Raw genomic sequence first — 25,351 nt, 5'->3', positions numbered from 1 at the left:
GTGCTGCAGGGCATGACCGGGCACCAGATCACCTATATCGGCCGGGTCGCCTTCCCGCTCTTCCTGCTGATGTGCGTCGCCGTCGCGCTGATGTTCTTCTTCCCGGAATTGGCCACCTGGCTGCCAGCCAAGATGATCGGCATCGCGGGCTGAGAAAAAAGCGCGGCGGCGGGTCAAAAAGCCCGCGGCCGCAGCTCCGCCCGCAACAGGTTCAGCAGATCGAGGATCGACCAGACCGGCCGCTGCAGAGGGCCTCAAAAGGTCGGCGGCGTGCAGGCGCTGATCACTTCGCAGACCTCCTTGCCGGTATTGCGGAAGCGATGCGGCTGCTGGCTTTCGAAATAATAGGCATCGCCCGGCCCGAGCAGGCGCGCCTGGCCGGCGACGGTGATCTCCAGCCGGCCACGGATGACGATGCCGCCTTCCTCGCCTTCATGGCGCAGCATGATACGGCCGGTATCGGCGCCGGGCGCATAGCGCTCGACCAGAATCTGCAGGGCGCACCCGCTCAGATCGGCGCCGACCTGGCGGTAGCTGATCTTGCCCTTGCCGACCTCGACCAGTTCCTCGGCGCTGTAGAAGGCCTTGCGCGGCGGCGCCGCCTCGATGGCGAAGAATTCCGCCAGGCTCATCGGCAGGCCGTCCAGCACGCGCTTGAGCGCGCCGACGGAGGGATTCACCTGGTTCGACTCGATCAGCGAGATCGTCGCGTTGGTCACGCCGGCGCGCCGCGCCAGCTCGCGCTGCGATAATTTGCGGCTCTGGCGCACCGATTTGAGCCGTGTGCCGATATCGATCTCCATGGCGCGCTCCCGATTTCCGCGTCTGGGCTGTTTCGTTGTTCAAGATATTCAACATTCTGCCGGCCGCGCCGTTTACGATCAATAGTTTAGCCGCCGAAACAAAAAGCGTTGTTTCGGCATCCCAAACTCCCCGATGATGGCGCATCGCAATTGCCGTCTGCCGTCTGGAGAAGCTGTCATGGCCCCCGCCACTGCCACCGTGCCGAACGATCTCGAATCCTTCTGGATGCCCTTCACCGCCAATCGCCAGTTCAAGGCCGCCCCGCGCCTTCTGGTCGGCGCCAAGGACATGCATTACACCAGCCATGACGGTCGCCAGATCCTCGACGGCACCGCCGGCCTGTGGTGCGTCAATGCCGGCCATTGCCGCAAGCCGATCGTGGAGGCGATCCAGAAACAGGCGGCCGAAATGGATTTCGCGCCGACCTTCCAGATGGGCCATCCCAAGGCCTTCGAATTCGCCGCCCGCCTCGCCCATCTGGCGCCGGGCGATCTGAACCATGTCTTCTTCTCCAATTCCGGCTCGGAGGCGGTCGACACGGCGCTGAAGATCGCCATCGCCTATCACCGCGCCCGCGGCGAGGGCACCCGCACCCGCCTGATCGGCCGCGAGCGCGGCTATCACGGCGTCGGCTTCGGCGGCATCTCCGTCGGCGGCATCGTCTCCAACCGCAAGGCCTTCGGGCCGCTGCTGAACGGCGTCGACCATCTGCCGCATACCCATCTGCCGGCCAAGAATGCCTTCACCAAGGGCCAGCCGGAACACGGCGCCGAACTGGCCGACGAGCTCGAGCGCATCGTCGCGCTGCACGATGCCAGCACCATCGCCGCGGTGATCGTCGAGCCGGTCGCCGGTTCGACCGGCGTGCTGATCCCGCCCAAGGGCTATCTGCAGAAGCTGCGCCAAATCTGCGACAGGCACGGCATCCTGCTGATCTTCGACGAGGTGATCTGCGGCTTCGGCCGCACCGGCAACGCTTTCGGCGCCGACACTTTCGGCGTGCTGCCCGACCTGATGACGGTAGCCAAGGGGCTGACCAATGCCGCCGTGCCGGCCGCCGCGACCTTCGCCCGCAAGCATATCTACGACGCCTTCATGACCGGCGCCGAGCACATGATCGAGCTGTTCCACGGCTATACCTATTCGGCGCATGCCCTGGCCTGCGCCGCCGGCCTGGCGACGCTCGACGTCTATCGCGACGAGGGCATCTTCGAGAATGCCAAGGCGCTGGCGCCCTACTGGGAAAACGCCGTGCACGGCCTGAAAGGCACCAAGAACGTCATCGACCTGCGCAATATCGGCATCATCGCCGGCATCGAGCTGCAGCCGCGCGAGGACGGCCCGACCAAGCGGGCCTATGACGTCTTCCTGAAATGCTACCAGAAGGGCCTGATGGTACGCTTCACCGGCGATATCATCGCGCTGTCGCCGCCGCTGATCCTGAACAAGGGCCATATCGACCAGATGTTCGAGATCCTGAAATCGGCCATCGAGGAGACCGACTGAGTCCGCTGCCCGCCGTCATGGCCGGGCCATCTCCTTGCAGAAGGCGCGGCTACTTGTAGAAGACGTGGTTGCCGATCCGGATCAGGCGCTTGCGGTGTCCGGTCCAGTTCGGCCTGATCCGGGCGGAATGAAAGAACAGCGCGCCGCCGGTCGGATCATGCGAGCGGCCGGCCATGGCGCCCTCGGCGACGGCGACGGCGTCGCTCCATTGCTCCTCGTTGCGCGGCTTGTCGGCCTTGCCGTCGCACCACCAGGAAAACTGGCAGCCCTTCTTGCCGGGTGCGTTCCTCTGCTTGACCACGGCGCAGATTGATTGCGGAAAGGCCGGGCTTCTGGTGCGGTTCAGCACCGTATGGGCGATGGCGACCTGCCCGAGATGGCTTTCATCCCGGCCTTCCCAATAGACGGCGAGGGCGAGGCAGCGCATCTCCGCATCCGGCCGTTGCGGCTCCGGCTCGGCCGCCCGCGCCGCGAGCGCGCCGCTGGCGGCCAGCGCCAGGACCAGGACGCCCGCAAGCCGTCGGATGCAGGCCGGCAATCGCCTACGCCCTGCGCTGCAGGGCCCGCTCCAGGAAATCGAGCCGGTCCTGACCCCAGAACAATTCACCGTCCAGCACGTAGGTCGGCGCGCCGAAGACCTGGGCCGCGATGGCCTTCTCGGTATCCGCCTCGAACGCGGCCTGCGTCGTCGCGCTGTCGGCGGCCGCGAACAGCTTGGCGGGGTCCTGGCCGCACTCGGTGACGATCTCTTCGAGAATTTCCGCATCCGCGATATTGCGCTCCTCGGCCCAGACGGCGCGACCGAGCGCATAGGCGAGATCGAGCGCATCCTTCTGCGATACCATGCGCGCAGCGATGATCAGTCGCGAGGCAAGGCCGGAATCCATCGGAAAGCCCTTCGGCTGCAGGACGAGCGGCATATCCAGATGCTCGCGCCAGCGCTTCAGTTCCATCAGGCGATAGGCCTGGCGCTGCGGCGGCCGTTTCGCCAGCGGCAGACCGCCCGAAACGGAGAAGATCCTGCCGAAATCGACCGGCATGACCTGCACATCGACGCCGTATTTCTCGACCATCGCATTGAAGCGCGGCGCACCGAGATAGGCCCAGGGCGAGATCGGGACGAAGTAGTAATCGATACGGGCAGCCATGTTTCCTCCCGGATTGAAGAGCCGGCGCGCTATTGCAGGCCGCGCAGGCGCTGGAATTGCGTCAGGGCGTAAGAATCGGTCATGCCGCTGATGAAATCGGTCACGCTGAGCAGCCATTCATAGCGGCTGGCGCCGGCGGCGGGCGGTTGCGGCATCAGGCGCAGCAGCGCGCGCTGGCGCGGCCCCAGGTCGTCATCGCGCCAGCCGCTGTTTTCAAACGCCAGATGCGCGCCGCAGAAGGCGTCCAGCAGACTGGTCAGGATTTCGCCGCCCATCACTTCGGTCTGGAAACGCTCGCGCGTTTCGAAGATGCGCTGGCGCGTGAAGGCCGCGATCGTCTCGAGCTGTCCCGCCACCGGGGTTTCGGCCATGAGATCGCCCGCCATCCGGCCGGCGACGATATCCGCCTCGCGCTCGAGGAAGACCTCGACCGCCATGTCGATCAGATCGCCGATCACCTTGGCGCGCAGATAGGCAATCTTCCAGGGTTCGTCGGCGATCTCCTTGTAGCGCGGCGGCATGCGGCGCAGCAGGCTGCAGAGCCGTTCCTCCGCCTCGGCGAAGGTGATGCGGCCCAGCTTGTAGCCGTCCTCGATGTCGATCACCGAATAGCAGATGTCGTCGGCCGCCTCGACCAGATAGGTGAGCGGATGGCGCGCATAGCGATCCTGCCCCAGGGGCAGCAGGCCGACGGCCTGGGCCATCTCCTCGAACAGGGCCTCCTCGGCGACGAAATGGCCGAATTTGCGCTTGAGCGGATCGGCCGCCATCGAGCCGAAGGGATATTTCATGAAGGTGGCAAGCGTGGCGCAGGTCAGCCGCAGGCCGCCGGCATCGCGCCAGTTCTGCAGCCGCGCCATCACCCGGAAACCCTGGGCGTTGCCTTCGAAATGCAGGAAGTCGCGGCGCTGCGGCTCGCTCAAACCCGCCAGCAGAGCCGCGCCCGGGCCGGAGCGGAACCAGTCCTGGATCGTCGCCTCGCCGAAATGGCCGAAAGGCGGGTTGCCGATATCGTGGCCGATGCAGGCGGCCGCCACGATATGCCCGAATTCGGCGGCGCTCAGGCCGGCCAGGTCCTTGCCGTGACGCTGCATGATCGTCTGTCCGACCTGGGCGCCGAGCGAGCGGCCGACCGAGGAGACTTCCAGGGAATGGGTCAGCCGGTTGCGCACATAGTCGCTTTCGGGCAGCGAATGGACCTGGGTCTTGTCCTGCAGCCGGCGGAAGGCGGAACAGAAGACGACGCGGTCCCAGTCCTTCTGGAACGGATTGCGGGCGGGCGTGACTGGCTCGGCGCCCTGATGGCCGAGCCGCCGCGCCGATAGAAGCCGGGACCATTGCATCGTCATGCCGGCACTTTGAGGAGAAGGTGGGTGGCTTTCAAGCGCCGGCGGCCCCGGCAGCGGCCCTTCCCTCCGGGGTGAATACAGTTTTCAGTTGAAATGGAGCCAAATGAAATCGGAAGATGCGGGGACAGCCCTGCGGACACAGACCATGGTCGCTCCCATCGCCGTGATTGCCATTGCCGCGCCCCTGATCGTGTCGGCGACCTGCCTGTTCGTACAGCGCAATCTCGGCGAGGGCCGCCATCTCACCTTCTGGGCCATCGGCCATGCCGCCCTGGCCATGTCCTTCCTGGCGATCACGGCCATGCACGCCATGCCCTGGCATGCCCTGCCCTGGCAGGGCGTCCTCATCGCCACCGCCGGCGCCCAGTTCTGGGCCGTGTCGCTGGCCGCCGGCATCCGCGTCCTGACCGGCAAGCCGGGCCGCCTGAGCAACAGCCTGCTGCTGGCCCTGCTGCTGACCGCCGGCATCACCGTGGCGCAGCATGCCGGACGATCGATGACCTTCGGTCTGTCCAGCGCCGTCGCCGGCGCGATCGTGCTCTATGCCGGCATCGAGCTGCTGCTGTACCGCCGCTCGCTGCTTTTCAGCGCCACCGGCATCGTCCTGATCGGCCGCGGCGCCCTGGCGCTGTTCTACGCGCTTTTGTTCTCCAGCCAGAACGGCAATCTGGATGTCGCCCTGGCCATTTCGGTATTCGTCAATCTGCTGACCGGGCTCGGCCTGATCATGATCGAATTCGACAATGCCCGCGCGCGCGAGCGGAAATCGCGGGAGACGGAACACGCCACCCGGCTGTTTCTCGAAACCGTGCTGGAAACCATGCCGGCGACCATGTCCTACAAGGATCGCGACCTGCGCTATCGCATCATCAATCGGCAGATGCGCCAGTTCCTGCGCCCCTACGGCGACGATCTGCTCGGGCGCACCTGGTCGGAAATCGCCGGCGCCGATGCCGCCGCCGTGGTGGAGGAACAGGACCGCCAGATTCTGGCGACGGGCGAACCCCGGCATATGGAGCAGGGCTGGACCGACCCGAATGGCCGGCCGATCGTGATCTGGGCGCTGAAGATGCCGCTCAAGGACAGCACCGGCGCCATTCAGGGCATCGTTACCTGCGGCATCGACGTCACCCGGCTGAAGGACACCGAAACGCAGCTGATCGAGCAGCGCGAGGCGGCGGAAGCGGCCAGCCGGGCGAAGACCGCCTTCCTCGCCAATATGAGCCATGAACTGCGCACGCCGCTGAACGCCATCATCGGTTTTGCCGAAATGATGAGCGCCGGCTATCTCGGCCAGATGAGCGAGCGCCAGCAGGACTATGCCCGCCATATCCAGCAGTCGGGCGAGCATCTGCTGCGGCTGGTCAACGACATCCTCGACCTGTCGCGGCTGGAAAGCGGCCGGCTCGAACTCGACATCAACGGCTGCGACTTCGACCGGATCGCCGCCGCCGCCCTGGCCATGGTGGAGCCGCAGGCGCAGCGGGCCGAAGTCGCCCTGCAATTTGCACCGACGCATCTGACGGTGCGCGCCGACGAGCGGGCGCTCACGCAAATCCTGGTGAACCTGCTCGGCAACGCGGTGAAGTTCAACCGCCCTTCCGGACGGGTCGAATTGCGGGCGGACATCAGCGACGGCGTGGTGCGCATCCTCGTGGAGGATACCGGGATCGGCATGAGCGATGCCGAAAGCCTGGCCGCCAGGCAGCCGTTCCACCGGGTGGACGCCTATCGGGTGCGCGCCAATAGCGGCGCCGGCCTGGGCCTGTCAATTTGTCGCAGCCTGGCCGAACTGCATGGTGGACATCTGGAAATCAGCAGCGAGCCGGGCCGCGGAACGCGGGTGGAAGTGGCCTTGCCGGCCTGAAGCGGCTTTGGCGCGCCACACTTCTGCCATCATCCCACACTTTTGCCATGATGATGACAATTGCGCCGACGTGACGAAGATCACTGTAAACCGGCGGTCGGCTTCCTATATTCAGAGGCGTGGAACGAAACGATGAAGCAGCGTCTTTTCGCTTCCACTTTTCCTCCCCGATGAATCCCCCCGACTGAGGGGCGGTCCGCAAGGCCGCCCCTCTTTTTCTTCCGCTTCCTTCGCAAGCTTTCGCCTTGGAGCCGCCGCCCGCCTTGCCTTCCGCCGGCAGATCGGCGATCAAGCGGCATGGCGCGCAGAGAATCCTTCGGTACATCCGCTTCCATTCCGCCCGGCTTCGTGCGCATGCCGCCGCGCTCGAATTTCTTCCGCACGCTGGGCCGCACCTATGTGAAGGAGGGCGGCGACGGCGCCCCGCCGGTCTTCGGCCTGCATGTCCGGCCGAAACATGCCAACCGTCACGGCACCGGCCATGGCGGCTTCCTGGCGACTTTGGCCGATACCTTCATGGCCGCCTTCATCCAGCGCCAGTTGCCGGAGATCGGCGGCATGTGGACGACCGGCCTGACCATGGAATACCGCCGGCCGGCGGCGGTCGGCGCCTGGCTGCAGGGCCATCTCGTCGGCATGGAGCGGACCGGCGATACGGTGACGATCCGCTGCGAATTGCGCATCGGCGCATTGGTCGTCTGCCGGGCGACCGGCATCTTCAAGATCGTCGGCAAGACGCGGCCGCGCTAGCGCCGCAGGTCGGGCCGTCAATTCGGATGATGACACAGATAGGCGCGGCCGGTGACCTGCTCCAGGCGCAGATCGTCGCCGCGGCGCTCCGCCGCCCAGCCATTGCCGAGATAGTCGTACCGCGAGCCGCGCGGCTGGCGCGCCAGCACCGCCGGATCCTGGCCCGGCGGCGCCACCACCAGCACATCGGCCTTGGCGCCGAGAATGGCGAATAGACTGTCGTCCTGGCAGCGGAAGACGATCTGCTCGCCTTCGCCGGCTAGACGGCGGGTTTCCGGCGACGGACCCTGCGTGTCGGGCACGGTGACCATGCTGAAATTCGTCGTGCCCTTCTGCGTCTGCTGCCAGGCCGGTTTCGCGACCGTGACCCGCTGCAGCGCCGCATCGGCCTGGATCTGCGCCGTGCGGACATCCTCGTCGTTCGGCTGCGCCGCCCGGCCGTCGACCGTCTTGTGGCCGCGGCTGTAGCGCCCCTGATCGAAGAACAATTCGATTTCGGTGCTCACCAGGCCGTCCGACTGGCCGGCGCCGGCGCGGCGGCGCTGCGAGTCGATGGCGTAATGCATCAGCTTGCCCTGATAGAAGTTGAAGATCACGTTCGCCTGGCCGTCGGCGCCATAGCTGCGCCATTCGACGACGCGTTCCGGCTGGCCGTCGCGGATCGCGGCTTCCCAATCGGTCTGCGCGCCATCGCCTTCATAATGGCCGCGCACGATGGTCGCGCCGGCTTCGACATCCTCGCCGGCGCCGGGATCGCTGGTCGGTCCGAACTGAATCTGGGCGAAAACCGGCGATGCAAGACCCAACCCGGCCATCAGCACCGTCGCTGCGACGCTATTTCGGAACGGGCTGGCCCACCGCTCGATCATGGCACCGCTCCTCTCCGGCCTTCCTGGCCTCATTCTGACTGACCCCCGTGGCATTGCGACAAGCAGATAGGGAAAAAACGGCAAGAATCTGGCGCGCGGCCAGTGTTAATATTGTGACGCTCGCGCTTCATGCAATGCCTGGAACGGCGCATGAACGAAAAAGCCCGGGATTGCTCCCGGGCTTTCGCATTCTGCCGCCGCGCGGCGGCAACGGATATATCCGCCGGCTTACTCCGCCTGGGCGGCTTCGCCTTCGCCGGCCGGCTCGGCCTTCTTCAGCGACAGATCCTCGCCGGTGGCCTGATCGACCACCTTCATCGACAGGCGCACCTTGCCGCGCTCGTCGATGCCGAGCACCTTGACGCGCACTTCCTGGCCTTCCGAAACGACGTCGCTCGGCTTGTTGACCCGCTTGGGCGCCATCTCCGAGACATGCACCAGGCCGTCGCGGTTGCCGAAGAAGTTCACGAAGGCGCCGAAATCGACGATCTTGACCACCTTGCCCTTGTAGATCACGCCGACCTCCGGCTCGGAGACGATCGACTTGATCCACTGCACGGCCGCATCCGAGGCGGCGGTGTCGGCCGAGGCGATCTTGATCGTGCCATCGTCCTCGATGTCGATCTTGGTGCCGGTCTTTTCGACGATCTCGCGGATCACCTTGCCGCCGGAGCCGATCACTTCGCGGATCTTGTCCTTCGGGATGTTGATGGTGGTGATGCGCGGCGCCGTCGACTTCACGCCGGAACGGTTCTCGGAAATCGCCTTGGCCATCTCGCCGAGGATATGCACGCGGCCTTCGCGCGCCTGGCTGAGCGCGACCCGCATGATCTCCTCGGTGATGCCGGCGATCTTGATGTCCATCTGCAGCGAGGTGACGCCCTCGGCCGTGCCGGCCACCTTGAAGTCCATGTCGCCGAGATGATCCTCGTCGCCGAGGATATCCGACAGCACGGCGTAGCGCTCGCCTTCCAGGATGAGGCCCATGGCGATGCCGGCCACCGGCGCCTTCATCGGCACGCCGGCATCCATCAGCGCCAGCGAGCTGCCGCAGACGGTCGCCATCGAGGACGAGCCGTTCGACTCGGTGATCTCGGAGACGATGCGGATCGTGTAGGGGAACTGCTCCTTGCTGGGCAGCAGCGGACGCACGGCGCGCCAGGCCAGCTTGCCGTGGCCGATCTCGCGGCGGCCGGGCGAACCCATGCGGCCGGCTTCACCGACCGAGTAGGGCGGGAAGTTGTAATGCAGCATGAAGCTCTCGCGGTATTCACCCGCGAGCGCGTCGATGATCTGCTCGTCCTCGCCGGTGCCCAGCGTGGCGACGACCAGCGCCTGGGTTTCGCCGCGGGTGAACAGCGCCGCGCCATGGGCGCGCGGCAGCACGCCGACTTCGGCGACGATCGGCCGCACCGTCTTGGTATCGCGGCCGTCGATGCGCAGACCGGTATCGAGGATGTTGAAGCGCACGACCTTGGCTTCGAGATCCTTGAACGCATCCGAGATGTCGACCGGATCGGCTTCGCCTTCGGCGAACAGCGCCTTGGCCTTGGCCTTGACCTCGGCGACCTTGGCGTAGCGGGCCTGCTTCTGCTTCTCCTGATAGGCGATGCGCAGATCGGCCTCGATGCCGCTTTCCTGCAGCTTCTTGACGCAGGCTTCGTAGCCGGAGCGGTCGGCCAGCGCCATCGGCTCCTTGGCGGCGCGCTCGGCCAGGCCGACGATCGCCTCGATGACCGGCTGGAACATCTTGTGGCCGAACATCACGGCGCCGAGCATGACGTCTTCCGGCAGCTGCTGCGCTTCCGACTCGACCATCAGCACGGCTTCCGAGGTGCCGGCGACGACGAGGTCGAGCTTGCTGTCGTCCTGCTGCTTGGCGGTCGGGTTCAGCACGAACTGGCCGTCGATATAGCCGACGCGGGCGGCGCCGATCGGGCCCATGAAGGGGATGCCCGACAGCGTCAGCGCGGCGGATGCGCCGACCATGGCGACGATGTCGGGATCGTTCTCCATGTCATGCGACAGCACGGTGGCGACGACCTGCGTCTCGTTGCGGAAGCCTTCGGCGAACAGCGGCCGGATCGGCCGGTCGATCAGGCGCGAGACCAGGGTCTCCTTCTCGCTGGGGCGGCCCTCACGCTTGAAGAAGCCGCCCGGAATCTTGCCGGCGGCGAAGGCCTTCTCCTGGTAGTTCACGGTGAGCGGGAAAAAATCGACGCCCGGCTTCGGCGATTTCGCGGCTACGGCCGTGCAGAGCACGGTGGTTTCGCCATAGGTCACCATCACGGCGCCGTCGGCCTGGCGGGCGACCTTGCCCGTTTCGATGACGAGCTTGCGCCCGCCCCACATCAATTCGGTTTTGTGGATATTGAACATCGCTACCTTCTTCCTTCTAAGGCGCCGCGATCCCTGATCGCGGAGCCCGGCGGGACGGCGCCCATCGCCTCCCGCCCGGCCGGCAGGACCGAACCCTCAGCCCTGCGCGGCGAACCGATCGTCGAGCCCATCCCGACCATCGGCCTTTTCCGGCCCACGCCATAAAACCAACGCCCGCCCCCGGGTTTCATTGCCGGGGACGGGCGCGAAAAGTCGTGACCGGTTACGGCCGCCAGCGAACCTGTTCGCGGCTGCGGCCATGTCCTTTACTTGCGAAGACCCAGGCGCTGGATCAGCGCGTCGTAGCGCGCGCTGTCGTTCTTCTTCAGATAGTCGAGCAGGCGGCGGCGCTTGCTGACCATCATCAGAAGCCCGCGCCGCGAGTGCACGTCCTTCTTGTGGGTCTTGAAATGCTCGGTGAGGTTATTGATACGCTCGGTGAGCAGGGCCACCTGGATTTCCGGCGAACCGGTATCGCCCTTCTTGGTGGCATATTCGGAAACCAGCGCGGATTTGCGCTCGGCGGTAATCGTCATTCGGGTCTTCTCCGCGACATCACAGGTTGAACAAACGCAGCGGCCTGACTTCGTCGGCAAGACGCTCGGCGATTCCGACGGCCTTGCCGTCGGCTTTCACCAGGAGCTCTCCTTCCGGCGGAAGTCCGGGGGCCGCAAGCGCGATCCGTATCGGCTGGCCATGCCTGAGGCGTTCGGCCTGCGGGCCGGTCACAACCAGGGCCGGGATGTCGTCCAGCGCGGTTTCGACCGGCAACAGATACGCGTGCGCGGCGTCCTTTTGGCATAGTTCCGCCAGCGAATCCAGCGAAAAAGCCCGATCCTCGCCGAAGCGGCCGACCCGGCTGCGGCGCAGGGTCGTCACATGCCCGTAAGTGCCTAAAGCTTCTCCCAAATCCCGGGCCAGCGCACGTACATAGGCGCCCTTGCCGCAATCCACCTCGAAAACCGCATGGTCGGCATCGGGCCGCGCGATCAGGCGCAGGGCGTCGATCCTGACCGGCCGCGGCGCCAGATCCGGCGCCTTGCCGGCGCGGGCGAGATCATAGGCCCGGGCGCCGTCGACCTTCAGGGCCGAATAGGCCGGCGGACGCTGCAGGATCTGACCGGTGAAACGCGGCAGGACGGCCTGGATCGCCGCCTCGTCGGGGCGCCGCTCGGAGCGGGCGATCACCGCACCCTCGGCGTCGTCGGTCGCGGTCGCCTCGCCCCATCGGACGGTGAAGCGGTAGGTCTTTCCGGAGTCCATCACGTAGGCGACCGTCTTGGTCGCCTCGCCCAGGGCGATGGGCAGGATGCCGCTCGCCAGCGGATCGAGCGTGCCGCCATGGCCAGCCTTCGCCGCCTGGGTCAGGCGGCGCACCTTGCCCAGGCATTGCGTCGAGGTCAGCCCGAGCGGCTTGTCGACGATCACCCAGCCATGAACCGGATTGCCCTTACGTTTCATGGTCCCGGCGCTCATCCCCGGACTCGTCGTCCTCGGCACCGGCCTTCTGCAGATCGGCCTGGACGACCGGGCTGCGCAACAGCCGCTCGACCCTGGCGGCCTCATCGAAGCTCTGGTCCAGCTTGAACGAGAAGCTGGGCGCCAGACGCAGGTTGATGCGCTGGGCGGCTTCGGTGCGGATATAGGCCTGGGCGCGGTTGAGCGCGGCGATCGTCCTGGACGCGTCCTCGCCGCCAAGCGGCATGACGAAAGCCGTGGCGTTGCGCAAATCCGGGCTGACGCGCACCTCGGTGACCGTGACCGAGACGCCGCTGGCCAGATCCGGATCGCGGAAATGGCCGCGCAGCAGGATGTCGCTCAGGATGTGACGCAGCTCCTCGCCGACCCGCAGCTGCCTCTGGCTGCGGCCGCCCGGCATTTCGCGGCTGGCCATATTGCGGCCCGCGCCCTTGCCTCGCGCCATGGCTCGATTCCCCGTCCTGGACGTAGCGCCCGGCTTACAGCGCGCGCGCCACCGTCTCCAGCTCGAAACACTCGATCACGTCGCCCTGCTTGATGTCGTCGTAATTCTCGAACGACATGCCGCAATCCATGCCCTGCTTGACCTCGCGGACATCGTCCTTGAAGCGCTTGAGCGTGGAGAGCTGACCTTCGTGGATGACCACGTTGTCGCGCAGCAGGCGCACCTTGGCGCCGCGCTTGACCAGGCCTTCGGTGACCATGCAGCCAGCGACCTTGCCGACCTTCGAGATGTTGAACACCTCGCGGATTTCGGCGTAGCCGAGGAAGTTCTCGCGGATCGTCGGCGCCAGCATGCCGGACAGCAACGCCTTCAGGTCGTCCAGCACGTTGTAGATGATCGAATAGTAGCGGATATCGACGCCGTCGCGCTCGGCCACGTCGCGCGCCTGCTTCGAGGCGCGCACGTTGAAGCCGATGATGGCGCCCTTCGAGGCCGCCGCCAGCGCCACGTCCGATTCGTTGATGCCGCCGACCGCGCCATGCAGGACGCGCACCGCGACTTCCTCGGTGCTGAGCTTGTTTGCCGCCGCCAGAATCGCCTCGAGCGAGCCCTGCACGTCGGTCTTGACGACGATCGGCAGTTCCTTGGCTTCGCCGGCCTTGATCCTGGCGAACATCTGATCGAGCGAGCCGCGCGCCGAGACGGCGGTCTTGGCTTCGCGCTGCTTGCGTTCGCGGAACTCGGCGACCTCGCGGGCGCGCGCCTCGTTGTCGACGACGACGAATTCGTCGCCCGCCTCCGGCGTGCCCTGCAGGCCGAGCACTTCGACCGGCACCGCCGGACCCGCCTCGACGACATTCTTGCCCTTGTCGTCGATCAGCGCACGCACGCGGCCCCAGGAGACGCCGGCGACGAAGACATCGCCGACATGCAGCGTGCCGCGCTGCACCAGCACGGTGGCGACGGAGCCGCGGCCGCGCTCCAGCTTGGCCTCGACCACCACGCCCTCGGCGCGGCGGTCCGGATTGGCCTTGAGATCGAGGATTTCCGCCTGCAGCAGGACAGCCTCCTCGAGCGCGTCGAGACCCTTCCGGGTCTTGGCCGAAACCTCGATCGACTGCACGTCGCCGCCCATCTGCTCGACCACGACCTCGTGGTTCAGCAGCTCCTGGCGCACCTTCTGCGGATTGGCCTGCGGCTTGTCGCATTTGTTGATCGCCACCACCAGCGGCACGCCGGCCGCCTTGGCGTGATGGATCGCTTCCACCGTCTGCGGCATGACGCTGTCGTCGGCGGCGACCACCAGCACGACGATGTCGGTGACCTTGGCGCCGCGGGCGCGCATCTGCGTGAAGGCCTCGTGGCCCGGCGTGTCGAGGAAGGTGATCGCCTTGCCCGATTTCAGGCGCACCTGATAGGCGCCGATATGCTGCGTGATGCCGCCGGCTTCGCCGCCGGCTACGTCGGTCTGGCGCAGCGCGTCCAGCAGCGAGGTCTTGCCGTGGTCGACATGGCCCATCACGGTGACGACCGGCGGACGCGGCTTCAGCGACTCCTCGGAATCCTTCTCGCCGCCCAGGCCGAGTTCGACATCCGATTCGGCGACGCGCTGGACGCGGTGGCCGAATTCGCTGACCACCAGCTCGGCGGTGTCGGCGTCGATGGTCTGGTTGATGGTGGCCATCACGCCCATCTTCATCAGCGCCTTGATGACATCGACGCCGCGCTCGGCCATGCGGTTGGCCAGTTCCTGCACGGTGATGGTCTCGGGGATGACGACGTCGCGCAGGATTTTCTGCTGCTGCTCGGCGCCCTGATGATGCGCCCGCTTCTCGCGCTCGATGCGGCGGCGGAAGGACGCCACCGAGCGGACGCGCTCGTTCTCGTCCAGCGCCGTGGTGACGCTGAGCTTGCCGGTCCGGCGCTGGGCGCCATCGCGGCCGCGGCCCGGCGTCGCCTTGGGCGCAACCGCCTTGGCGCCGCCGCTGCGGCGCTTGCCGCCGGCGTCATCCTCGTCCTCGTCCACGGCGCGGCCGGCCGGAGCGCCCGGCGCGGCGGGGCTTCCTGCCGTCTGCGGCGCTTCCGATGCCGCCAGACGACGGGCCGCCTCGGCCTCGGCCTTCTTGCGCGCTTCCTCTTCGGCCCGCTTGCGCGCTTCCTCTTCGGCCTGGCGGCGCAGCGCGGCTTCGCGTTCGGCATGCACGCGCGACAGCTCTTCCTGGCGGCGGCGCATGTCCTCTTCGGCTACGCGGCGCATCTCGCCGAGACGGCTGCGCAGCTCGGAGCTGCGGGCGCGCGCCTGCTTTTCCTCTTCGGTGAGCGACTTCAGCACCATGCCGGTCGGGCGCTGGGCGCGGCCGGCGCGCTCGCCGCCGCGGTCACGCTCGCGCTCGCGCGGACGGTATTCGCCGGTCGGCTGCGCGGTCATGCGCGGCCCGGGCCGGTTCGTCTCGACGATGCGCGCGGGCTCGGCCGGGGCGGCGTCGCGGGCAGCTTCCGCGGCCGGCGCGGCGGCGGGCGCCTGCTCCGTCACCTTCGCTTCGGCGGCCCGGGCGGCGGCCGCTTCGGCTTCGGCGGCGCGGGCGGCCGCTTCGGCCGCCTGCTGCTTGGCCTCATGCTCGGCCAGGATTTCGGCGCGCGAAGGCACATGCACGGTCGGTGCCGGCGCCGGCTTGGGCGCCGTTGCGGCGGGCTTGGCCGGGGCGGGCGCGGCCGGCTCGGCGGCTTTCGCGGCGCCGGGCGGCACGATGGTGCGCTTCTTGCGCACCTCGACGGTCACCGCCTTCGTCCGGCCATGGCTGAAGCTCTGCCTCACCTGGCCGGTTTCGACGGTCTTCTTCAGCTCGAGCCGCTTGGGTCGGGCTGCCGTCTTGTCCTTGTCCTGCTCGTTCACGTCGCTCATTACCTGGTCCGCTTCCGCCTACCGCTAAAATCCTGGGCGCGCACGCTCTTCGCACCCTTGTCCTGGCCAGTCAATCACTCTTGGCAATCACTTCCGGACCCGAGCGCCGCCAGAAGCGCCAGATCCGCCGCCATTCTTCGGGTCAACGGCGTCCGCCGCAGCGTCAGCCGCCCCCCGCCGAGCACCGCCGCATCGACTTCGAGGACATCGTCCCCGGCCGCCGCCGGCCCGGCCAAAACCAGCCCGGCACGCCGGGCTTTTTCGATCTGGGCGGCGACATGCGCCGTCCAGGCCGTCCTCGCGCGGGCCGCCAGATCCTCCGGCACCCGCACTCTGCGCCGCGCGGCGCGGGCGAACAGGCCCTTGCGCCGCGCCGTCTCCACCGCCGCCGGCCCCGGCGCGAGCCACAGGCCCCGCCCCGGCATCCGGCGGGCCGGATCCGGCACCACCGCGCCCGCCGCATCCACGGCGAAACGCAGGAGCCGCTCCGGCGGCGCCCGCCGGCCGGTGAGAAGACACCGGCGCAGCGGACCGCGAAACTCTTCCGGCATGCGCCCCGCTTACGCTTCGGGGCTGCCGCCTTCCGGCTGGTCCTCGCCTTCGAACCAATGCTGGCGGGCCGCCATAATAATGGCGTTCGCTTCTTCGTTCGAAAGACCCTCGCCGACAATTTCCTGCAGCTCGTCGCCGGCCAGGTCGCCGAGATCGTCCAGCGTCTTCACACCCTTCTCGCCGAGCGCCACCAGCATGGTCGGGGTCAGGCCCTCGACCCCGGCAACCTCGTCGGAAACGCCCAGCGCCTTGCGCTTGCTCTCCATCTCGGCATTCACCTGCTCGACATATTCGAGGGCGCGCTGATGCAGTTCCTGCGCGATATCGCCGTCAAAACCCTCGATCTCCGCCAATTCCTCCATCGGCAGATAGGCGAGTTCCTCGACCTTGGTGAAACCTTCGGTGACCAGAAGCTGGGCCAGCGTCTCGTCCACATCCAGGGCATCGATGAAAAGCTGGCTGCGCTCGCGGAATTCCTTCTGGCGCCGCTCGCTTTCCTCTTCCTCGGTGAGGATATCTATATCATAGCCGGTCAGTTGGGATGCAAGACGCACATTCTGGCCGCGCCGGCCGATGGCGAGCGAGAGCTGATCGGTCGGCACCACCACCTCGACGGCATTGGCCTCCTCGTCCAGCACCACCTTGGCGACTTCCGCCGGGGCCAGCGCATTGACGATGAAGGTGGCCGGATCGGGCGACCATTTGATGATGTCGATCTTTTCGCCCTGCAATTCGTTGACCACCGCCTGCACGCGGCTGCCGCGCATGCCGACGCAGGCGCCGACCGGGTCGATCGAGTTGTCGTTGGAGAGCACGGCGATCTTGGCGCGGCTGCCCGGATCGCGGGCCACGGCGCGGATCTCGATGATGCCGTCATAGACTTCCGGCACTTCCTGCGCGAACAGCTTGGCCATGAATTGCGGATGCGAGCGCGACAGGAAGATCTGCGGCCCGCGCGGCTCGCGCCGCACGTCGTAGATATAGGCGCGCACGCGGTCGCCCTGGCGGAAGGTTTCGCGCGGCAGCAGCTCGTCGCGGCGCAGGATCGCCTCGGCGCGGCCGAGATCGACCGTGACATTGCCGTATTCGACGCGCTTGACCTGGCCGTTGACGACTTCGCCGATGCGGTCCTTGTACTCGTTATACTGCCGCTCGCGCTCGGCCTCGCGCACCTTCTGCACGATCACCTGCTTGGCGGTCTGGGCGGCGATGCGGCCGAAATCGATCGGCGGCAGCGGCTCGGCGATCACGTCGCCCACCTGGGCATCCGGATTGCGGCGCTGCGCTTCGACGATGCCGATCTCGATGGCGTCGTTCTCGACCTTCTCGACCACCTGCAGATGGCGCTCCAGGCGGATTTCGCCGGTCTTGCGGTCGATCTCGGCATGGATGTCGTTCTCCAGGCCGTAGCGCGAGCGCGCCGCCTTCTGGATCGCGTCCTCCATCGCCATCAGCACGACATCGCGGTCGATCCCCTTCTCGCGCGCCGCGGCATCGGCCGCCTGCAGCAGCTCGAGCCGGTTGAAACTGGTCACCGTTTCCATCGTCTCTGTTCCTCGAACTCTTCTACCTGTCTTCTCAATTCACCGGCGCCGGCCGGCCCGCCAGGCTGGCGGCAATCAGATCGTCGGTGACGACCAGTTTCGCGTTCGCGATCTCGGCAAAGGGCAGATGCTGCTCCTCCCCGGTTTCCTCGTCACGCAGTAAAACGGCCTCGCCGCTGATGCCGGCAAGGCGGCCCTTGAACCGCTTGCGGCCAGCCAGCGGACGGCCCAATTCGAGCTTGGCGGCAAAGCCCTTGAAACGCTCGTAGTCATGCTTGCGCGTCAGCGGCCTGTCCAGCCCGGGCGAAGAGACTTCCAGGCGGTAGGCGCCGCTGATCGGATCCTCGACATCCAGGATGGCGCTGACCGCCCGGCTGACCTCGGAGCAATCCTCCACGGTGATGCCGCCGTCATGCGGCGCGCTGCTCTCGCGCTCGAACATGATCTGCAGCACCGGCCGCTGCGCGCCGATCAGCTTCACGCGCACCAGATGGAAGCCCATGGCCTCCAGGGTGGGCGCAATCATCGTCGCGATCCGCTCGGCCGTATCCATGTGTCGGCGTCGATTCCTTCCAACAGCTTGTTCCGATTGACTTCGGGCAGGCCGGCAGGTCCGGACCAAGCCCGGCCCAAACGAAACATTGCTCAAACGAAAAATGGGCCGCGCCGGCCCATTTCCAAACTCCCTGATCGACCTTGGATCAGGCCAGCAATGTGGAGGCTGTTATAGCGACAAATTCAATGATTGCAAGCCTCTCGACCGCCTCGGCCGGCCGCTCCGCTCAGCGGAAGCGCTGATAGAAATAGCCGGTCAGCACGCCCAGCGCCGCCCAAAACAGCAGATTCGCGGCGAAGGCCTGCTGGATGAACTGCTCGCGCAGCAAAGCGGGCGCCGCGCTATGCTCGATTTCCGGCTGCGGCGCGCCATAGAGATGCGGCAGCACCAGCAGCGCGACGGCGACCGCGGCCAGCCAGGGGCGGCGGCCGAAAACCAGCATGGCCAAGCCGGCCGCGGTGGCCGCCACGGTGACGAACCACCAGATCTGGCGCTCCAGCAGCGGCGCGGCCATCGTGCCCGGCAATTCCGGCTTTAGCCCCAGGCCCGGGGCCAGGGTAAAGACGGCGAAACCGGCCAGCCCCCAGAGCAGGCCCTGCCGCCAGCCGATCTCGCGGCCGCTGAGGACATAGGCGCAGACCAGCAGCAGCGCGAAGCCGATCCCGGTCAGCACGTCGGCCAAAGCGGTATAGCCGGTGCGCTCCAGGCCGTCCTCGGGCTCCCAGGCCTCTGTGTCATGGTGGTGATCACTCAGGGTTGCATGCTCATGCGCCGGCTGATCCGCCGCATGCTGATGCGGCGCCGCGGCCGCGGCGGTTTCGTAGACTTCCGCCTGCAGGATCAGCGGCACGGTGCCGAACTGGTGAATCGTCGTGGCGATCAGCCCGGCCAGCAATCCGCCCAGGGCGGCGACCCAGAAGATTCTGCGAAACAGGGCCATCGGCTAACCTCCCCAGTGTCGTCGGTACAGGGCCGTCAGCGCAGGGCCGTCAGTGGCAGGGAAAGCCGTTGGAATGGCGGGTATCGTGCGCGGCGTTATGGATGGCGGCGATCGGCGAGAAGCCGACGCCCCAGACCAGGAAGAGGCCGAGGAAAGCCGCCAGGCCGACCTGCAGCAGCACCGATGCCTTGCGGCTGCCGGCGATCTGAAGGCTCGTGGTCGCTGTCTTCGCCTGCATGGCCGAACTCTCCCTTTATTCCGAATCGTTTCGCGCCCGATAATGGCGCAATCTCGGCCGCCTGTCATGGGCCGGAACGGGGATCGCCAGGCCCGGACTCAACGATGCGGCGGGCGGCCAGCACCGAGAAGCCGCCCAGCAGCAGCCAGAAAAGCAGCGTCAGGCCCAGGATCAGCCCGGGCTGGTGCGCCGCCGCCATGGCGGCCGGATCGGCGATGGCGGCAGACATGTCGGTGGGCGGCATGCCGGAACGGGACAGATCGGCGGAAGACGGCAGGTCGGAGGGATCGGCCGGGTTCTGCCAGGACGGCGTCGGCGCCATCAGGGGCGGCGCCAGCAGCAGCGCGATGCCGAGCAGCCGCCGGCGCCCCCTGCCGGCCCAGAGCAGCCCGAGCCCGGCGATACTGACCGCCACGGTGAACAGCCAGAACAGCAGGGCGCCACCATCGCTGACCGGCACGAAGCCGGCAGGCTGGCCGGGCAGCGACAGCAAAGGCGCCAGCACGACCGCGATGAAGCCGGCCGCGCCCCAGACGAGGCCGCCGCCATAGCCGGGCAGGCCGCGCCAGCGGAAGGCCAGTTGATAGCCCAGCCCGGCAATCACGCCGACGGCGATCGTCTGGAACAGGAAGGCTTCGCGGCTGGCGACATCGCCGCCCTGCGGCGGGTCGATGATGGCCCGCACGATCAGCACGGCCAGCGTGGCCATGACGGCCGCCATCACCGCGGCGACACCGAGGCGAACCGCCATGCGGCCTTCCCTTCGCTTGTTGCGTTACGCTAGTTGCGGCGCAGACGATAATACTGCGGCCGGCGGCCGGCGGCGATGGCCTTCTGCTCGTATTTGCTGGCCGGCCAATCCGCGGGCCGCTGCCGCCAATCCGCGCTGCGCTCGGCCAGCCAGCCGAAGCGGGGTTCGGCCAGGACATGGCGCAGCATCCAGCGCTGATAATCCGGCACGTCGGTAGCCAGCCGCAGCTCGCCGCCCGGCGGGAGCAGCCGCGCCCAGTCGGCCAGCGTCTCGGCATTGACGATGCGGCGCCAGTTATGCCGCTTCTTCGGCCAGGGATCGGGAAACAGCACGAAGCCGCGCGCGATCGAAGCGTCCGGCAAGGCCTTGAGCAGCAGCCGCGCGTCGTCGGTCAGGATACGGATGTTGTCGGCATAGCCGCCGGCTTCGGCGGCGTCGGCGATGCGCATGACCAGCTTGGCGACGCCGTGCAGATAGGGCTCGACGCCGATGAAGCCGATCTCGGGATGCTGCTGGGCGAGCGTCCACAGATGCGTGCCGTCGCCGAAGCCGATCTCGAGCCAATAGGCCTGTTTCGGCGCGCCGAACAGCGTCGCCGGATCGAGCGGCCGATCCGGCGGCGGCAAGGCAAAGCCGACGCGCGGCAGCCAGGTCTCGAAACGACTCTCGCGGGTCGGCGAAAGCTTGCGGCCGCGCCGGCGCCCGTAGATCAGGCGCCGCCCAAAGACTTTCCGGGGCGCGGCCGCAGACTCGTCGTCAGACACAATTAGCGATGGTTGAAGGCCGACTTCAGATCCTTCACCAGATCGGTCTTCTCCCAGGAGAAGCCGCCGTCCTTCTCCGGCTTGCGGCCGAAATGGCCGTAGGCTGCGGTGCGGGCGTAGATCGGCCGGTTGAGCTTGAGATGCTCGCGGATGCCGCGCGGCGACAGGCTCATCAGTTCCTGCAGCACCTTGGCGATCTTGTTCTCGTCCGCCCGGCCGGTGCCGAAGGTATCGACATAGACCGACAGCGGATGCGACACGCCGATCGCGTAGGACAGCTGGATCAGGCATTTCTGCGCCAGGCCGGCGGCGACGACGTTCTTGGCCAGATAGCGCGCGGCATAGGCGGCCGAGCGGTCCACCTTGGTCGGGTCCTTGCCCGAGAAGGCGCCGCCGCCATGCGGCGCGGCGCCGCCATAGGTGTCGACGATGATCTTGCGGCCGGTCAGGCCGGCATCGCCGTCCGGGCCGCCGATGACGAAGCGGCCGGTCGGATTGACGTAGAAATGCTCGTCATCGCACATCCAGCCCTTGGGCAGCACCTTCTGCACATAGGGGCGCACGATGCGCTTGATGTCGCCCGATTCCAGCTCGCGGCCCTTCTTGTCCTTGGCGGCATGCTGGGTCGAGACGACGATCGCGGTGGCGCGGGTCGGCTTGCCGTTCTTGTAAAGCAGCGTGACCTGGCTCTTGGCATCCGGACCCAGCAGCGGCTCCTTGCCGCTATGGCGCGCCTCGGCCATCAGCTTGAGGATGTTATGGGCATACTGGATCGGCGCCGGCATCAGCTCCGGCGTCTCGTCGCAGGCATAGCCGAACATGATGCCCTGATCGCCCGCGCCCTCGTCCTTGTTGCCGGCGGCATCGACGCCGGCGGCGATGTCGGCCGACTGGCTGTGCAGCAGGACATCGACCTTGGCGGTCTTCCAGTGGAAGCCGTTCTGCTCGTAGCCGATATCCTTCACGGCCTTGCGCGCGACGTCCTCGATCTTCTTCTTGTTCAGCTTGCCCGATTTCGACACCAGGCTCTGCGGGCCGCGCACCTCGCCGGCAATGACGATCCGGTTGGTGGTGGTCAGCGTCTCGCAGGCGACGCGGGCATGGGGATCTTCCTTGAGAAAGAGATCGAGGATCGAATCGGAAATGCGGTCGCAGACCTTGTCGGGATGGCCTTCGGAAACCGATTCGCTGGTAAAAAGATAAGAGGAACGCGCCACGTGGTATCTCCTCAAGGCCGCGCCAACCGGCCTGAAGCTGTTTTATTTCGTCCCGCACCGGCGCTTGGCGCACGCCGGAATTGGGAATTTCGAAAGTCTGGTTATTTCGCAGAGCTTATCCCGGGGGTCAAGGGCAATACCGTGACCGGACGGATTTCCGGCGCCTGTCCAGAATGATCACAGCCGCGGCGCGGCGCTATTTCACAAGCGATTTGCGGCTTAAGCCGACGAGCGCCAGCAGCAGGCAAAGGGCAAGGGCCGGCCAGTCGCCGAACCGCGCATAGAGCGTCGGCGCGGGCAGCGCCGCCGGCAGGGGCCCGTCGAGCACGCCGACGGCTTCCAGGCCGAGCTGGCCGACGACGCGGCCATAGGAATCGACGATGGCGCTGATGCCGTCATTGGCGGCGCGCACCAGCGGCAGGCCCTGCTCGACGGCGCGCATGCGGGCGGCGGCGAAATGCTGATACGGCCCCGACGAGAGGCCGAACCAGGCATCGTTGGTGATGTTCAGCAGAAGGCCGGGCCGCGGCATGGCGCCCGGCACGATCTCGTCCGGGAAGATCACCTCGTAGCAGATCAGCGCCCGGCTGAGCGGCAGGCCCGGGATGCGGATCGCCTCGACCGGGCCGCCATCGGAGAAATCGACGCTGCCGGCGGCCAGCGCATCCAGCCCGAAGGGATGCAGCCATTTGCGCAGCGGAAGGTATTCGCCGAACGGGACCAGATGCTGCTTGTCGTAGCGGGCCGCGATATGTCCGGCGTCATCCAGGACGAACAGGCTGTTGTAGAGCACCAGCCGCTGCTGCTCGTCATGGCTGCGGCGGATCGCGCCGGTGATCAGCGCGCCGCCGCGCGGCACCAGCCGTCCCAGCGCCTGCCGCAAGCCGTCGGCTTCGTCGAGCAGATAGGGTACGGCGGTTTCCGGCCAGATGACATGCGTCGGCGCGGCCTTGCCCGGCGCCAGCGTCAGGTCGATGTGGCTTTGCAGATTCTTCTGCCGCAGATCGTCGCGCCATTTCAGCGTCTGCGGCAGGCTCGGCTGCACCAGGCGAAGCTGCACGCCGGGCACGGTGGCATCGGTCGCGGTCCGCAGCCGCAGCGCGCCGGCGCCGATGCTCAGCGCCAGCACCAGCGGCAGGCCGAGCGCAACGAGGCGATAGCGGCGCGACGCGCCGGGCTGCAGCGCCAGCGTCAGTCCGGCCGCGGCCAGCAGGGTCAGCAACCCCAGGCCGTGGCTGCCGATCACGCTGGCGGTTTGCATCGCCGCCGGCCAGCCGGCCCAGATATAGGCGATCAGGTTCCAGGGAAAGCCGGTCAGCACGAAGCTGCGCAGCCATTCGCCGATCGTCCAGCCGGCTGCGAACAGCAGCATGCGCCACGGGCCGCCATTGCCGGCCAGGCGATAGCCGAGCCAGGCGCCGCCGGCGGGAAAGAGCGCCAGCAGCAGCGGCAGGCCCAGCACCGGCAGCGGCAGCAGCCAGGCGAAGCGTTCGGCATCGACGAAGAAGGCGATGCCGATCCAATACAGCCCGGCGACGAAATAGCCATAGGCAAAAAGATAGACGGTCTGCAGCGCACGCCGGCCCTGGCCGGCCTTGTCGTTCAGCCAGAGCAGCGCGACGAGGGCGACGAATGCCAGCGGCCAGAGAAACAGCGGCGCCTGCGCGGCGGCGAGCAGCGCGCCCAAAACGGTGGCGAGCAGATAGCGCCGCCAGCCGGCAAGGCCCTGCAGGCGCGCGACGATCTTATCGAGGCGGATCATCGGCTGCCCTCACCTTTGCCGCCGCTGCGGACAGAGGCGTCATGTATTACGCGGCGTCGGCGGTGTCGGGCTGCCCGGGCGGCAGCCGGCGCACGCGCACGCGCTTGATGCGGCGCGGATCGGCATCGACCACCTCGAAGGCGAGGCCGGCCGGATGCTCGATCAATTCGCCGCGCTGCGGCACGCGGCCGATATGGGCGACGATCAGCCCGCCGACGGTATCGACCTCCTCGTCCTCTTCCGGATCGATCAGCTTGCGGCCGAGCTTCTCTTCCAGATCCTCGATCGGGCAGCGGCCATGCGCCTCGTAGACGCCGTCCGGCCGCTCGATCAGCAGCGCGCCCTCGGCCTCGTCATGCTCGTCGTCGATCTCGCCGACGATCTGCTCGACCAGATCCTCGATGGTTACCAGGCCGTCCACGCCGCCATATTCGTCGACGATGATCGCCATGTGGATGCGGGTATCGCGCATCTCGCGCAGCAGGTTCAGCACCGATTTCGAGGGCGGCACGACGAGAAGCTTGCGCATGACCTTCTCGATGGCGAAGCCCTCGCGGCCGGCCAGATACGGCAGCACGTCCTTGACATGCACCATGCCGATCACGTCGTCCAGCGTGCCGCGATAGACCGGCAGGCGGGAATGTTCGGCCTCGATCAGCATCTTGACCAGATCGGCGAAACCGATCTCGTGCGGCACGGCGACGATGTCGGTGCGGGGCACGCGGATTTCGCCGACGCGCAATTCGCCGACTTCGAGCACGTTGCGCAGCAGCGCGCGTTCGGCCGTCTCCTCCGGCGTGGTCGGCAGCCCGGCATGCTCCTCCAGCAATTCCTCGATGCTTTCGCGCAGGCTTTCTTCGCCGTCGCGCCCGCGCAACAGATTGAGCAGGCGTTTCCAGAACGAGGCGCGGCTGCTGCCGTTATGCTCGCTCATGCCGCCCTCCGCCGCGCGGCCGCGGCTTTCTTCCCGGCGATCGTCTTCTTCACTGTCTTCTTCACGGCTTTCTTCGTCGTCTTCTTGCGGACCGGCAGGCGATACGGATCGGCAATACCCAGGCCGCGCAGGATTTCCACCTCGCGCGGCTCCATCGCCGCGGCCTCCGCCCCGGTCATGTGGTCGTAGCCGATGAGATGCAGCACGCCATGCACGGTCAGATGCACGAGGTGATCGGCGAACCGCTTGCCCTGCTCTTTCGCCTCGGTCCGGCAGGTGGTCAGGCCGAGCGCGATGTCGCCCAGATAGGCTGGCGGCCTGGCCGGATCGATCACGGCTTCGGCGGGGAAGGACAGCACATTGGTCGGCTTGTCCCTGGCGCGCCAGCCGGCATTCAGCTTCTGCATCTCGGCATCGTCGGTGAGCAGAATGCTGAGCGCGGTTTCGGCCGTCCCGGGCAGTTCGGCCCGCAGCGCGGCGCGCACGGCCTTGCGCAGGGTCGCGGCGGGGTTGGGCAGGGCCTTGCGCCAGGCCGCGGCGGCGGGGCCGGCGGCGATGCGGATATCGATGCTGATGCGAGATCGGCTACTCGGAC

Annotated in this window: 24 protein-coding genes; 3 read left to right on the top strand and 21 right to left on the bottom strand. The window is 67.2% G+C overall.

The genetic code is table 11. The features are described 5' to 3' along the window. Positions 1 to 254: 254 nt before the first annotated feature. Positions 255 to 803: a cupin domain-containing protein gene (locus tag VF194_RS03645; protein ID WP_330888133.1), complete on the bottom strand. Its 549-nt coding sequence runs from the start codon at positions 801 to 803 to the stop codon at positions 255 to 257. A 178-nt stretch (positions 804 to 981) separates the two neighbouring features. Here VF194_RS03645 and VF194_RS03640 point away from each other — a divergent pair, with 178 nt between their 5' ends. Next, the gene (locus VF194_RS03640) at positions 982 to 2,310 is read left to right on the top strand and encodes an aspartate aminotransferase family protein (RefSeq protein ID WP_330888131.1); all 1,329 of its coding nucleotides are present in this window, start codon (positions 982 to 984) and stop codon (positions 2,308 to 2,310) included. Between the two features lie 49 nt (positions 2,311 to 2,359). Here the strand turns inward: VF194_RS03640 and VF194_RS03635 are convergent, their stop codons facing one another. The 3 genes from VF194_RS03635 to VF194_RS03625 are packed head-to-tail and all read right to left on the bottom strand — an operon-like array spanning position 2,360 to position 4,807. Further along, on the bottom strand, positions 2,360 to 2,848 hold the full coding sequence (locus VF194_RS03635; protein ID WP_330888129.1) for a cell wall hydrolase: 489 nt from the start codon (positions 2,846 to 2,848) through the stop codon (positions 2,360 to 2,362). A 4-nt stretch (positions 2,849 to 2,852) separates the two neighbouring features. Beyond that, positions 2,853 to 3,458 carry a 2-hydroxychromene-2-carboxylate isomerase gene (locus tag VF194_RS03630; protein WP_330888127.1) on the bottom strand — a complete coding sequence of 202 codons (606 nt, stop codon included), beginning with the start codon at positions 3,456 to 3,458 and terminating at the stop codon, positions 2,853 to 2,855. A 29-nt stretch (positions 3,459 to 3,487) separates the two neighbouring features. Beyond that, complete coding sequence (locus tag VF194_RS03625) at positions 3,488 to 4,807, bottom strand: deoxyguanosinetriphosphate triphosphohydrolase (protein ID WP_330888125.1); 1,320 nt, start codon at positions 4,805 to 4,807, stop codon at positions 3,488 to 3,490. 145 nt (positions 4,808 to 4,952) lie between these two features. Between VF194_RS03625 and VF194_RS03620 the strand changes: the two genes are divergently transcribed. Next, on the top strand, positions 4,953 to 6,674 hold the full coding sequence (locus tag VF194_RS03620; RefSeq protein WP_330888123.1) for a PAS domain-containing sensor histidine kinase: 1,722 nt from the start codon (positions 4,953 to 4,955) through the stop codon (positions 6,672 to 6,674). Positions 6,675 to 6,971: 297 nt separating this feature from the next. Further along, entirely contained in the window at positions 6,972 to 7,424 is a 453-nt protein-coding gene (locus tag VF194_RS03615) for a PaaI family thioesterase (protein ID WP_330888121.1), read from the top strand. A gap of 17 nt (positions 7,425 to 7,441) precedes the next feature. On the opposite strand, the gene VF194_RS03610 is transcribed toward VF194_RS03615, so the two are convergent. The 17 genes from VF194_RS03610 to ybeY form a co-directional block, all read right to left on the bottom strand. Beyond that, positions 7,442 to 8,293, bottom strand: coding sequence for a hypothetical protein (locus tag VF194_RS03610; protein ID WP_330888119.1), 852 nt, complete (start codon positions 8,291 to 8,293; stop codon positions 7,442 to 7,444). 228 nt (positions 8,294 to 8,521) lie between these two features. Next, complete coding sequence (gene pnp, locus VF194_RS03605; RefSeq protein ID WP_330888117.1) at positions 8,522 to 10,672, bottom strand: polyribonucleotide nucleotidyltransferase; 2,151 nt, start codon at positions 10,670 to 10,672, stop codon at positions 8,522 to 8,524. A gap of 266 nt (positions 10,673 to 10,938) precedes the next feature. Beyond that, positions 10,939 to 11,208, bottom strand: a complete 270-nt coding sequence (gene rpsO, locus VF194_RS03600) for a 30S ribosomal protein S15 (protein ID WP_330888115.1) — start codon at positions 11,206 to 11,208, stop codon at positions 10,939 to 10,941. 19 nt (positions 11,209 to 11,227) lie between these two features. Continuing rightward, positions 11,228 to 12,148 carry a tRNA pseudouridine(55) synthase TruB gene (gene truB, locus VF194_RS03595; protein WP_330888113.1) on the bottom strand — a complete coding sequence of 307 codons (921 nt, stop codon included), beginning with the start codon at positions 12,146 to 12,148 and terminating at the stop codon, positions 11,228 to 11,230. Further along, positions 12,123 to 12,596: a 30S ribosome-binding factor RbfA gene (rbfA, locus tag VF194_RS03590; RefSeq protein ID WP_330888112.1), complete on the bottom strand. Its 474-nt coding sequence runs from the start codon at positions 12,594 to 12,596 to the stop codon at positions 12,123 to 12,125. Before rbfA ends, truB begins: the two co-directional genes overlap by 26 nt. 34 nt (positions 12,597 to 12,630) lie before the next feature. After that, positions 12,631 to 15,498 carry a translation initiation factor IF-2 gene (gene infB, locus VF194_RS03585; RefSeq protein WP_330888110.1) on the bottom strand — a complete coding sequence of 956 codons (2,868 nt, stop codon included), beginning with the start codon at positions 15,496 to 15,498 and terminating at the stop codon, positions 12,631 to 12,633. Between the two features lie 74 nt (positions 15,499 to 15,572). Then, a complete protein-coding gene (locus VF194_RS03580; protein ID WP_330888108.1) occupies positions 15,573 to 16,049 on the bottom strand; it encodes a DUF448 domain-containing protein in 477 nt (158 codons plus the stop codon). A 9-nt stretch (positions 16,050 to 16,058) separates the two neighbouring features. Continuing rightward, the gene (nusA, locus tag VF194_RS03575; protein WP_330888106.1) at positions 16,059 to 17,594 is read right to left on the bottom strand and encodes a transcription termination factor NusA; all 1,536 of its coding nucleotides are present in this window, start codon (positions 17,592 to 17,594) and stop codon (positions 16,059 to 16,061) included. Between the two features lie 34 nt (positions 17,595 to 17,628). Further along, positions 17,629 to 18,147: a ribosome maturation factor RimP gene (rimP, locus tag VF194_RS03570; RefSeq protein ID WP_330888104.1), complete on the bottom strand. Its 519-nt coding sequence runs from the start codon at positions 18,145 to 18,147 to the stop codon at positions 17,629 to 17,631. A gap of 229 nt (positions 18,148 to 18,376) precedes the next feature. Next, entirely contained in the window at positions 18,377 to 19,090 is a 714-nt protein-coding gene (locus VF194_RS03565) for a CbtA family protein (RefSeq protein ID WP_330888102.1), read from the bottom strand. A gap of 49 nt (positions 19,091 to 19,139) precedes the next feature. Next, complete coding sequence (locus VF194_RS03560) at positions 19,140 to 19,328, bottom strand: CbtB domain-containing protein (protein WP_330888100.1); 189 nt, start codon at positions 19,326 to 19,328, stop codon at positions 19,140 to 19,142. Between the two features lie 64 nt (positions 19,329 to 19,392). Further along, on the bottom strand, positions 19,393 to 20,079 hold the full coding sequence (locus tag VF194_RS03555) for a hypothetical protein (RefSeq protein ID WP_330888098.1): 687 nt from the start codon (positions 20,077 to 20,079) through the stop codon (positions 19,393 to 19,395). Positions 20,080 to 20,108: 29 nt separating this feature from the next. Further along, positions 20,109 to 20,843, bottom strand: coding sequence for a tRNA (guanosine(46)-N7)-methyltransferase TrmB (trmB, locus tag VF194_RS03550; protein WP_330888096.1), 735 nt, complete (start codon positions 20,841 to 20,843; stop codon positions 20,109 to 20,111). Between the two features lie 2 nt (positions 20,844 to 20,845). Then, positions 20,846 to 22,060, bottom strand: coding sequence for a methionine adenosyltransferase (gene metK, locus VF194_RS03545; RefSeq protein WP_330888094.1), 1,215 nt, complete (start codon positions 22,058 to 22,060; stop codon positions 20,846 to 20,848). Between the two features lie 196 nt (positions 22,061 to 22,256). Next, entirely contained in the window at positions 22,257 to 23,822 is a 1,566-nt protein-coding gene (lnt, locus tag VF194_RS03540; protein WP_330888092.1) for an apolipoprotein N-acyltransferase, read from the bottom strand. Positions 23,823 to 23,868: 46 nt separating this feature from the next. Then, a complete protein-coding gene (locus VF194_RS03535) occupies positions 23,869 to 24,756 on the bottom strand; it encodes a hemolysin family protein (protein WP_330888091.1) in 888 nt (295 codons plus the stop codon). Further along, positions 24,753 to 25,331, bottom strand: a complete 579-nt coding sequence (gene ybeY / locus VF194_RS03530) for an rRNA maturation RNase YbeY (RefSeq protein WP_414656070.1) — start codon at positions 25,329 to 25,331, stop codon at positions 24,753 to 24,755. The genes VF194_RS03535 and ybeY overlap by 4 nt, the downstream gene beginning before the upstream one ends. Positions 25,332 to 25,351 lie beyond the last annotated feature (20 nt).

It is taken from the genome of Ferrovibrio sp. (genome assembly GCF_036381655.1).
In the GTDB taxonomy this organism is placed as follows: domain Bacteria; phylum Pseudomonadota; class Alphaproteobacteria; order Ferrovibrionales; family Ferrovibrionaceae; genus Ferrovibrio.
The sequence above is the reverse complement of the archived record's forward strand: the minus strand, read 5'-3'. Positions and strand labels throughout refer to the sequence as shown.

What these genes read in the sequence shown, in the direction of transcription:
- VF194_RS03630 (WP_330888127.1), bottom strand. Translation starts at nt 3,458, where the DNA reads ATGGCTGCCCGTATCGATTACTACTTCGTCCCGATCTCGCCCTGGGCC.
- VF194_RS03615 (WP_330888121.1), top strand. Translation starts at nt 6,972, where the DNA reads ATGGCGCGCAGAGAATCCTTCGGTACATCCGCTTCCATTCCGCCCGGC.
- VF194_RS03555 (WP_330888098.1), bottom strand. Translation starts at nt 20,079, where the DNA reads ATGGCGGTTCGCCTCGGTGTCGCCGCGGTGATGGCGGCCGTCATGGCC.
- VF194_RS03560 (WP_330888100.1), bottom strand. Translation starts at nt 19,328, where the DNA reads ATGCAGGCGAAGACAGCGACCACGAGCCTTCAGATCGCCGGCAGCCGC.
- VF194_RS03580 (WP_330888108.1), bottom strand. Translation starts at nt 16,049, where the DNA reads ATGCCGGAAGAGTTTCGCGGTCCGCTGCGCCGGTGTCTTCTCACCGGC.
- truB (WP_330888113.1), bottom strand. Translation starts at nt 12,148, where the DNA reads ATGAGCGCCGGGACCATGAAACGTAAGGGCAATCCGGTTCATGGCTGG.
- VF194_RS03565 (WP_330888102.1), bottom strand. Translation starts at nt 19,090, where the DNA reads ATGGCCCTGTTTCGCAGAATCTTCTGGGTCGCCGCCCTGGGCGGATTG.
- VF194_RS03610 (WP_330888119.1), bottom strand. Translation starts at nt 8,293, where the DNA reads ATGATCGAGCGGTGGGCCAGCCCGTTCCGAAATAGCGTCGCAGCGACG.
- pnp (WP_330888117.1), bottom strand. Translation starts at nt 10,672, where the DNA reads ATGTTCAATATCCACAAAACCGAATTGATGTGGGGCGGGCGCAAGCTC.
- VF194_RS03620 (WP_330888123.1), top strand. Translation starts at nt 4,953, where the DNA reads ATGGTCGCTCCCATCGCCGTGATTGCCATTGCCGCGCCCCTGATCGTG.
- rbfA (WP_330888112.1), bottom strand. Translation starts at nt 12,596, where the DNA reads ATGGCGCGAGGCAAGGGCGCGGGCCGCAATATGGCCAGCCGCGAAATG.
- rpsO (WP_330888115.1), bottom strand. Translation starts at nt 11,208, where the DNA reads ATGACGATTACCGCCGAGCGCAAATCCGCGCTGGTTTCCGAATATGCC.
- VF194_RS03535 (WP_330888091.1), bottom strand. Translation starts at nt 24,756, where the DNA reads ATGAGCGAGCATAACGGCAGCAGCCGCGCCTCGTTCTGGAAACGCCTG.
- rimP (WP_330888104.1), bottom strand. Translation starts at nt 18,147, where the DNA reads ATGGATACGGCCGAGCGGATCGCGACGATGATTGCGCCCACCCTGGAG.
- nusA (WP_330888106.1), bottom strand. Translation starts at nt 17,594, where the DNA reads ATGGAAACGGTGACCAGTTTCAACCGGCTCGAGCTGCTGCAGGCGGCC.
- VF194_RS03625 (WP_330888125.1), bottom strand. Translation starts at nt 4,807, where the DNA reads ATGACGATGCAATGGTCCCGGCTTCTATCGGCGCGGCGGCTCGGCCAT.
- lnt (WP_330888092.1), bottom strand. Translation starts at nt 23,822, where the DNA reads ATGATCCGCCTCGATAAGATCGTCGCGCGCCTGCAGGGCCTTGCCGGC.
- VF194_RS03640 (WP_330888131.1), top strand. Translation starts at nt 982, where the DNA reads ATGGCCCCCGCCACTGCCACCGTGCCGAACGATCTCGAATCCTTCTGG.
- infB (WP_330888110.1), bottom strand. Translation starts at nt 15,498, where the DNA reads ATGAGCGACGTGAACGAGCAGGACAAGGACAAGACGGCAGCCCGACCC.
- VF194_RS03645 (WP_330888133.1), bottom strand. Translation starts at nt 803, where the DNA reads ATGGAGATCGATATCGGCACACGGCTCAAATCGGTGCGCCAGAGCCGC.